This is a genomic window from Williamsia sp., from assembly GCF_036566845.1.
Classification (GTDB): domain Bacteria; phylum Actinomycetota; class Actinomycetes; order Mycobacteriales; family Mycobacteriaceae; genus Williamsia.
On the sequence record NZ_DATCVM010000072.1, the window covers coordinates 18,514 to 27,076 of the forward strand.

General features: G+C 59.0%; 5 protein-coding genes and 2 pseudogenes. 4 read left to right on the forward strand and 3 right to left on the reverse strand.

Annotated features, from left to right (window positions below):
• Window positions 1–83: 83 nt before the first annotated feature.
• The 4 genes from VIQ49_RS06320 to VIQ49_RS06335 all read left to right on the forward strand — a co-directional run bounded on the left by VIQ49_RS06320 (window position 84) and on the right by VIQ49_RS06335 (window position 5,222).
• Window positions 84–1,931, forward strand: a complete 1,848-nt coding sequence (locus VIQ49_RS06320) for an AMP-dependent synthetase/ligase (protein WP_331882138.1) — start codon at window positions 84–86, stop codon at window positions 1,929–1,931.
• Between the two features lie 125 nt (window positions 1,932–2,056).
• Window positions 2,057–2,473: a nuclear transport factor 2 family protein gene (locus VIQ49_RS06325; protein ID WP_331882141.1), complete on the forward strand. Its 417-nt coding sequence runs from the start codon at window positions 2,057–2,059 to the stop codon at window positions 2,471–2,473.
• Window positions 2,474–2,625: 152 nt separating this feature from the next.
• Window positions 2,626–4,287, forward strand: a complete 1,662-nt coding sequence (locus tag VIQ49_RS06330) for an AMP-binding protein (RefSeq protein WP_331882144.1) — start codon at window positions 2,626–2,628, stop codon at window positions 4,285–4,287.
• Window positions 4,288–4,370: 83 nt separating this feature from the next.
• A complete protein-coding gene (locus VIQ49_RS06335; protein ID WP_331882147.1) occupies window positions 4,371–5,222 on the forward strand; it encodes a mycofactocin-coupled SDR family oxidoreductase in 852 nt (283 codons plus the stop codon).
• 223 nt (window positions 5,223–5,445) lie between these two features.
• Here the strand turns inward: VIQ49_RS06335 and VIQ49_RS28905 are convergent.
• The 3 genes and pseudogenes from VIQ49_RS28905 to VIQ49_RS06350 form a co-directional block, all read right to left on the reverse strand.
• Window positions 5,446–5,819 (reverse strand): annotated as a pseudogene (locus VIQ49_RS28905) (IS1380 family transposase); the annotation flags it as partial.
• Between the two features lie 619 nt (window positions 5,820–6,438).
• Window positions 6,439–6,778, reverse strand: a pseudogene (locus tag VIQ49_RS06345) (ATP-binding protein); the annotation flags it as partial.
• Between the two features lie 225 nt (window positions 6,779–7,003).
• Window positions 7,004–8,137, reverse strand: a complete 1,134-nt coding sequence (locus tag VIQ49_RS06350; RefSeq protein WP_331882150.1) for a hypothetical protein — start codon at window positions 8,135–8,137, stop codon at window positions 7,004–7,006.
• Between the last annotated feature and the right edge of the window lie 426 nt (window positions 8,138–8,563).

Below are 8,563 nucleotides of genomic sequence, written 5' to 3' on the forward strand. Positions count from 1 at the left end.
GGCGCGAGTTACAGGCGACTATATTTTGAGACGAGTAGTATTAGACTCACCATGCCTGGTGACTCTCCGAACGGAACGAAGTCTTGTCCCCAGTTACCGCACTCGCGAGCACATCTCGAAGCCCCCAACACACCCCACTTCAGGCCGGCACGCTGCCGGAGGCGTTCCAGCGGACGGTTGCAACGTACCCCGACGAGGTCGCGATTCGCACCATCGGCGGCGGCGTGGAGTTGACCTGGGACGTCTTCGGAGCGCGCGTGCGTGGGCTCACCGGAAGCCTCGCCGAACTCGGCTGCCGCAGAGGTGAACACGTCGCGGTTCTCATGCGAAATCTGATCGAGAATCACCTGATCGACTATGCGTTTGCCCACCTGGGTGCCGTGCCCTTCGGCATCTTCAACAGTTCCTCGGTCGACCAGATCGTCTACCAGATCGGCCACGCCGAGGCCGAGGTTGTCGTTACCGAAGCTCGCTACCTGCAAAAGGTCATCGAAGCTGTGTCGCAGCTGGGCGACCAGGTTCGCCACGTCATTGTCGCCGATCCCGACGGCGACTCGCCGCAACTTGCGGGCAACCAGATCTCACTGGACACAATCGCTGAAATGACGGGCGACGACTTCGATTTCGAGGCAGCATGGCGTGCGATCGAGCCTGAGGACATGGCTTGCATCATCTTCACCTCGGGCACTACGGGGCCGCCGAAGGCGGCCATGTGGTCCCATCGAATGATCATGGAGGGCGTACGCGCGATCGACGCAGCGATCCCTCTACCACGGCGTGGGCTCATCTCGTTCTTGCCGATGGCGCATGCGGGCGCCCGAAACAATGGGCACCACTATGCACTGGCCTACGGTGCGACGATCACGGTGTGTCCTGATATGAACAACGTGCCCGAGGCTTTGGTCGACGCACATCCGGACCTCTTCTCCTCCTCTCCCCGCGTGTACGAGAAGCTCAAGGTTGCCATCGAGGCACTGATCGAGGCACAGCCTGAACCATCGCGGGGTGCCCTCAAAGACGCGCTCGAGACAGGTCTGCGCGTTTCCCACGCGGACGAAGCGGGCGCTTCAGGAGCTACTTCCGACCTGGCTGCGCTACGTCATCGACACGAGCAGACGGTCGGGCTCTTCATTCCGATCTTGCGGGAGGTCGGACTGGATCAGTTGCGTGTGGTCATCATCGGAGGCGCAACTGTAGCGCCCGAGATAGTGCATTTCTTCCGTGCGATCGGAACACCGATGCTCGAAGCGTATGGGTCTACGGAAGTCATGTTGAACGTCTTCAACAGGGTCGACGACTTCAAGACCGGCACCGCGGGTAAACCACTCCCGGGTGTGGAACTGCGGCTCGCGGAAGATGGGGAAGTCCTGTGCCGGGGCCCGCTCAACTTCAGCGGATACTTCAAGGACCCAGAAAAGACGGCCGAGGTAGTGGACAGCGACGGCTGGGTCGCCACTGGAGACATCGGAACTATAGACGACGACGGATTCCTTCGAATTGTCGACCGTAAAAAGGAAATCATCATCAATTCCCACGGCAAGAACATGTCGCCGGCTGTGATTGAGACTGCTATCCAGGACGAGAGTTCGCTGATAGCACAGTTCGTGGCCATCGGAGAATCGCGGCGATATGTCACCGGTGTCACGACACTAGACCCCGTTGCGCTTCAGACATTCAAGAGTAGTCACCCTGAACTCGCTGGACTGTCGCCACACGAGATGACCGGCCACAGAGTGGTCCAAGCTGAGATCTCTGACGCGATCGAACGAGGCAATGCACGACTCAACAGCAATGAGCAAGTCAAGAAGTTCGTGATTCTGGGACTGGCGTGGGAACAGGGCGATGAGATCCTGACTCCCACGGCCAAGGTCAAACGACGAATTGTCAACGAGCGCTACAGCGATGTCATCGATGGTCTGTATTCCGACTGATCCACTGACTGTGGCGTATCAGTTGCAAGTCGGCGGCATCCGTGACTGCGGCGCATTGCTCGGCATGCGGACACGGGATCAATTAAGAGAACATTTAGCCAATTCAATCAGGAATGGAATCAAGGATGACTGAGCAGGAACGCATCACGCGGATGGTGCTGGAGATGTGGGCCGGCGGACTCGAATCGACCATCGCGTCGTGGCAAGACAACGCAACGGACGACCTGGTGTGGTGGAACAACGCGCGAGGTGCAGTCAACGGACTTGAAACCTGCCTGGACAGCATCCGGATGTTCTACCAGACGATGAACGTCAGCCACGTCAAAGTGCCGATTCGGGCAGTCGTATCGGATGGAAATGACCTCGTAGTCGTGGAACGCTCCGACGACACCTATCTCAGCGACGGGTCGCTGCTGGCCGCCGTGCCCGTAGTGGGCGTGATCAAGTTTCGCGACGGCAAGATCGCCGAATGGCGAGACTATTGTGATGACTGGGTGAGTAAGCTCGGATTCTCTGTGAGCGCGGAGTTCGAGCAATCGTAAAGGAATGCCCCACCGGTATTGGTCAATAGGCACTCAGTGAACGACGTTGCAACGGATTCCCCTCGGAAATCGAGACCGACTGTGCATCGGGTCGCGAACACAGGCGCACTCTGGTGACCGATAGGGTGAGTCCAATCGAAAGGGACATCAAGATGAACGAAACCTTGCAAGCGCCGGTGCTCTCCATCGGGGAGGGACTCACTGTTCCTGGCTTGCTGAGTCGCGCGGTGGCGACCGTACCCGACGGGGACTTCCTCGACTTCGAGGGGCATGTCTTTTCGTTTCGCGAAGTCGAGCGACGATCGACGCACTTTGCACACGCGCTGGTCGAACTCGGGGTGACGCCGAAGTCGACCGTTGCCAGCCTTCTCGAGACCTCGATCGACGCTGTTGTGACGTGGCTGGCCACCAATCACGCTGGGGCCGTGTGGGTACCGTTGAACACCGCCTATCGGGGCGAGTTCCTTCGACATCAGTTGGCGGATTCGGACGCCGAGGTTGTCGTCTGCGAGGCTGAGTATCTCGAGTATGTACTCCAGGTCGCGGCCGAGTTGCCGAAGCTACGCGTCATTCTCTGCTCCGGAGAGCCCACGGTCGATACGGCCGGGTCACCGGTTCCTGTTCTATCCCTCTCTGACCACCGCGGGGAACGTGCACTGCCACAACGTGAGATTCAACCTGGTGACTTGTCGATCTTGATCTACACCTCCGGAACTACCGGGCCTTCAAAAGGGTGCATGGTGAGTCAAAACTATATGTGTAGTCAAGGGTTGCAGTGCAATGATGCGGTTCCGCCGAACCCCGGTGAAGTCATGTACACGTGCCTGCCTCTCTTTCATGTGTCCGCATTGAGTCAGATCATCGCAGCACTCGCGGTGAAGACCCGCATCGCGATTTCTCCGCGTTTCTCGGTGTCGGGGTTTTGGCGTGAGATCGAACGATCAGGTGCACGTAACGCGCTCTTGATGGGCTCGATTTTTCCGCTGCTGGCACACGCAGAGGAAACGCCCGAGATGATCCGGTGCCGTGGACAGCTCCGCGTCGTCACCGGCGTGCCCGTTGCGCCTGAAATACGGAAGATCTGGGAGTCGCGGTTCGGCGTCGAGCACATCAACAGTTTCGGCTATGGGATGACAGAAGGAGCACGGCTTGCACTGCATCGATACCGCGGTCGCGACCACCTTCCGCCGTTGGATTCCTGCGGCGAGGTAGCGTCCGACCGATTCGAGGTCGTGGTGCTGGACGAGATGGATCGAGTACTGCCCGAAGGATCGGTCGGAGAAATCGCATTCCGCCCGAGGCTTCCTCATGTGATGTTCGAAGGGTATTGGAAGAACCCTGCGGACACCTTGAAAATCGCGAGCAATATGTGGATGCACTCCGGAGACCTAGGACGCATCGAGAATGATGTTCTCTTCTTCGTGGACAGAAAGAAGGACTACCTGCGAAACCGCGGTGAGAACATCTCCAGTTTTGAGATCGAACGCGCATTCCGCCAGCACTCCGACATCGTGGAGGTCGCAGTGCACGAGATCGGGGTCGGAGTTGCCGAGGATCGGATGAAGATCACTGCGATCCTGGCCGACGGGTCCCAGCTGACCGAAGAGCAATTGTGCCTATGGGCGCTCGATCATGTTCCGTACTTCGCGGTGCCTCGCTACATCGAGTTTCGAAAAGATCTCCCGAGGACCCCCACCAGCAAGGTGCGGAAGGTGCAACTCCGCGAGGAGGGATTCACCGCCGAGACATGGGACAGGGAAGCCGCAGGCATCTCCGTTCGTCGTTCCGGCGTCAGCCGACAGAGTGCTGACTAGCGCGGAGGAAGTAACGGCGGAGCGGAAAGGCCAGGCACCGTCGCTATCGATGGCAGAGCACAAAAAATTCAAAGGAGAATATAATGGGATTGCTTGACGGAAAAGTAGTGTTGGTGACCGGCGGAAGTCGTGGTCAGGGACGCGCGCATGCTTTGACTTCGGCGCGCGAAGGTGCGGATGTGATCATTGTCGATGTCACATCAAACTTGTCGTCGGTGACATATCCGATGGCTCGCGAAGAAGATATGGCGGCGACCGTTCGGGCCGTTGAAGATCTTGACCGACGGATTGTTGCCGTCGAGGCAGACGTGCGCGACCAGGCTCAACTCGATGCCGCAGTCGCACAAGGTATCAGCGAGTTCGGGAAGATCGACGCGTTGATCGCGAACGCCGGCATCTGGACTCAGGGACCATTCTGGAAGCTGACGGACGAGCAGTGGGAAGAAATGATAGGCGTGAACCTATCCGGCGTGTGGCGCGCAGCGAAGGCAGTTGCGCCCCACATGATCGAAAGGCAATCTGGCTCCATCGTCATGATCTCTTCGGTGAACGGTTTGGAAGCGGGCCCCAACTTCGCGCACTATACCGCGGCGAAGCACGGAGTTGTCGGACTCATGAAAACGGTCGCACTCGAGCTGGCCCCCTACGGTATTCGTTGCAACTCAGTGCATCCCGGGGCCGTGCGCTCCGGTATGACCGAGAACCAGATGGCATTCGACATGTACAAGGGCGGCCCGGGTGGCACTGTCGACGACCTCATCGAGGCCGGGAAGCACTACGGCGCGCTCAAAGCGACGACCTTCATGCCTCCTGAAACGATCGCGGACGCCACACTCTTCCTCAACTCTGCGTTGGCGTCTTCCATAACGGGTGCGGCGCTGCCGGTCGAGGCGGGCCATCTGTTGATTCCTGGAGTGAACTCCACGCCCTCGTAGCTGGATCCACCGGCGATCCGGGTTGGTGCCGGCGGGTCATTCCAAACCTGGATCCGTGGATTCGTATCTGTGAACCGCCAGACTTGGGTCGGTACCGGTGAAATATGTTGTAGCCAGGTGCAATTCGCTGGTCTGCCCAGCATTTTCACTGTGATTGCTGGTTGCTGGTTGCTGGTTGCTGGTTGCTGGTTCCTGGTCGCGGTGTGGGCGGTTGTGCAGGGGTTCAGGTGACGGAGATTGTGTTGTGCCACAGATTGATAAAGGGTGTTGACCAGGCCAGCCGGCGGGTAGGTGAAGGACGGGTTTGCGGGCTGGCCGGGCCAGACGTGCGGGGATCGCGATGATCCGGCGCACGATCAGCCGAGCGGTCACCGCGTGTTTACTCGATTCGAAAGCGGTGTAGGTGGTTGCAGCGACCTCGGCATCGGAGATCCATGCTCCGGTGTCGGGGTCTTGCACCGCGCCGGGATACTTCACCGGTGTCCACGCATCCTCGTCGATGCCTTCGATCGCAGCGACGATCTTGGTGTTTTCGGTCATCACGACCGAGAACTGGATCCCGGCTCGTACGCAGGTCCTCACCACCTCGCTGGTGCCCCGTCAACCCACGTCAGTCCACGGATCCAGGCTAAGAAGTCTCGCCGTTCAATTGACCATGAACGTACCGGAAACTCTTCGGTAGGAACAACGTTGGCCTTCGTTCACCATCCTTGGCTACTCGGTGCGGTTTGCCCACCTGATTAACCTCTGACTGTCTGGGGGCGTGGAGAGACCGTATGCCAGTCATTGGTGATGCGACTACGTTCTGGCGACCAAAAAGTTCTTCGGATCATCCGCCGAAGCCATCGATATAGACGCCGCGGCACAGGCGGATCCGAGGACGCGAACTACCACCTACTTCGGGGGAGCGGGGGGAGGTGTCGATGCGTCGGAACACCCGGTCCTCCTACGCTGACATGGTGGCCTTCGAGCCCACGGCTCAGATTTCGCCCGAGGCTGGACAGGCGCCGCGCAGCGCCGGTATATCCGGTGGAGGTCATGAACGGGCTGTCGTCGATGACGACTGCCAGGCGCCCCATGGTGTCGTGGTCGGCGGGCTCGTCTGTATCGGGGTGCAGGACGGTTACCGTCGACCCGGGAAGAGGCGGTCCCAATGACGAGGCTTATCGAAAGTGCGCAATTTGGCTCATCGAAACTGCTCACTTGTGGGTCGGTTCTACTGTAGCGGTCGGCGGATGGTTCCGGCGGCGGTGCGGTGGTTTTCTGATCGGGCGTGGTGGTCTCGTAGGCGGTAGGAATCGCCGCCCGTGTTTGAGGACTACCGAGCGGTGCAGGTGCCGGTCGAGCATGGCTGCGGCGACGGTGGTGTCGCCGAGAACTTCGCCCCATTCGGAGACGCTGCGGTTGGTGGTGATCACGATCGATGTCTTCAAATATCGTTGTGCCACAACTTGAAACAACGCAGAGGCAGCCTCGGCTGGCAACGGCAGATACCCCAACTCATCAATTACCAGGAGTGTGGGTCCGGCGTAGAACCGCATGCAGGTGGCCCACCTGGCGTACTTCCACTGATTCTTCCTGTGTGAACATCGAAAAGCGGGCCTTCCTCGAGCTGGTGAGTGGTCAGAGACCATCAGCATCAAGGAAGGCCCGCCCTTGTTGGCGGAGCCACACAAGTGAGCAGTTTCAGTTAGCAGATCTGGCAATTTCAGTGAGCGCCTAGATCCAGGATGCTTTCCGGAGCATCTGGCGAACTTCAATTCGAAGCGCGGAAGGTGCTATCAGCTGACACCCCATATGACCTTGAACTGGGCAAGTTCGTCCGGATACGCAAGCCAAGAGCCATCGGGAGCGAACGAAGCCGTCTCGATGTTTTCTGGGGTGATCACCATCGTCGGGAGCTCTTCGCGACCTGGATCCTGTCCCGCGAGCACTCGCGCAACCGCATCACCGATCCGAAGACCAATGAAGTTCATATCGAACGGCAAGTTCGCAGCCTCTCCACCGCTGCGGATGTACTCAAAGTTCAGCGTTCCGCCGGCTTGCGAGACAAGCTTCACTTTATCGGCCATCCCTGCTGCCTTAAGGGCCTGCGGCACCCCCACGTTCATATCGGCGAACGCGGTAGCGACATAATTCACATCCGGATGAGACTGAAGATAGCTTACGATCTCGCCTGGGAGGCCGGACCCTATCGTGCTTAGTGCCACTTCTTCAGTGGCTGCGGGACAACCGCATTTCTTCATTTCAGCGACGTAGGAGTCTTTGGAAGCGAGCAAGATTGGATACTCTCTCGAATAGAAGAAGACGCTGTTGGCTTGCCCGCTACTGTCGGCGACGATCCACTGCGCCGTATCCGTCCACTGATCCGTGCCTGCATACTCATTAGTCGACACCGCAAAGTCCACATTGTCAGGGGTCCCTTCTTCGCCAAGGGAGTTGCCCACGAAAACTCCGCCCTTGGCCTTGTACTCAGCGAGCTGTCGCGCGTACAACGACGTCGGGAAGCCTCCGAACGCTACTGCGTCCGGCTGCGCTTGAAGAACTTGTGACCATGCCCGAGATATTGACTCGGGGGTAGAGCCAATATTCAACTCGGTAACGTTCATCCCCATTGTCTCGCCGGCCAAAGCTACATTCTTCGAAATCTGCTGCCCAACAGCCACTTCCGGGAACAGAACGTAAAGAGATTTGCCCGTCGGGAGCTTCGCAAGGGGGGCGAGGTCAGGAAACTCCGTCGGCGGTGCCTCGAGTGGCTTCATTGCAGCTGATGCTTCAGCAACAACTTGCTCGCGGTTGACAACGGTTGACTCGCTCGAATCCGAGCCGCCGGATCCACAGCCGACCGTGACGAGCAGCGTCGCCACTGCGATCGAGGCAAGACGCCACTTTCCGAGGTATTTGGATCGTGTCATTGATTTAGGCTCCTAGCCCGAGAGGAGGACATGAGACTGTCCAGATGGGTACGGCGAAGTGCATCGAACACAATGCTTGTCGACTCAAACGGTCTTATTTGTGCCGTTGATGTCTCAATATAGAGTGACCTGGGCCACACGTCAAGATCCCGACTTGACTCACGTGATCTGCCCGCGAAACACCCTCGGTGCCTCACATGAGTGTGCCCGCGAAAGGGTGACTGTCGGTGGATGGGAGGTGAGCTGTCGATGCGGTCTCGTGCCGAGGTGACCACGAGGTTTGCTGCGCGTTACGCGAAGGCGACGAAGAAGGATCGGGGCCGGATCTTGGATCAGGTGGTCGAGGTGACGGGGTGGTCGCGGGACAACGCGCGTCGCCGGCTTCGAGCGGCTTTGAGCCGGCCAGGCCCGGGCCGGGCGGTCGTG

Coding starts and splice junctions, on each gene's coding strand:
- VIQ49_RS06335 (WP_331882147.1), top strand. CDS start 4,371: ATGGGATTGCTTGACGGAAAAGTAGTGTTGGTGACCGGCGGAAGTCGT.
- VIQ49_RS06330 (WP_331882144.1), top strand. CDS start 2,626: ATGAACGAAACCTTGCAAGCGCCGGTGCTCTCCATCGGGGAGGGACTC.
- VIQ49_RS06325 (WP_331882141.1), top strand. CDS start 2,057: ATGACTGAGCAGGAACGCATCACGCGGATGGTGCTGGAGATGTGGGCC.
- VIQ49_RS06350 (WP_331882150.1), bottom strand. CDS start 8,137: ATGACACGATCCAAATACCTCGGAAAGTGGCGTCTTGCCTCGATCGCA.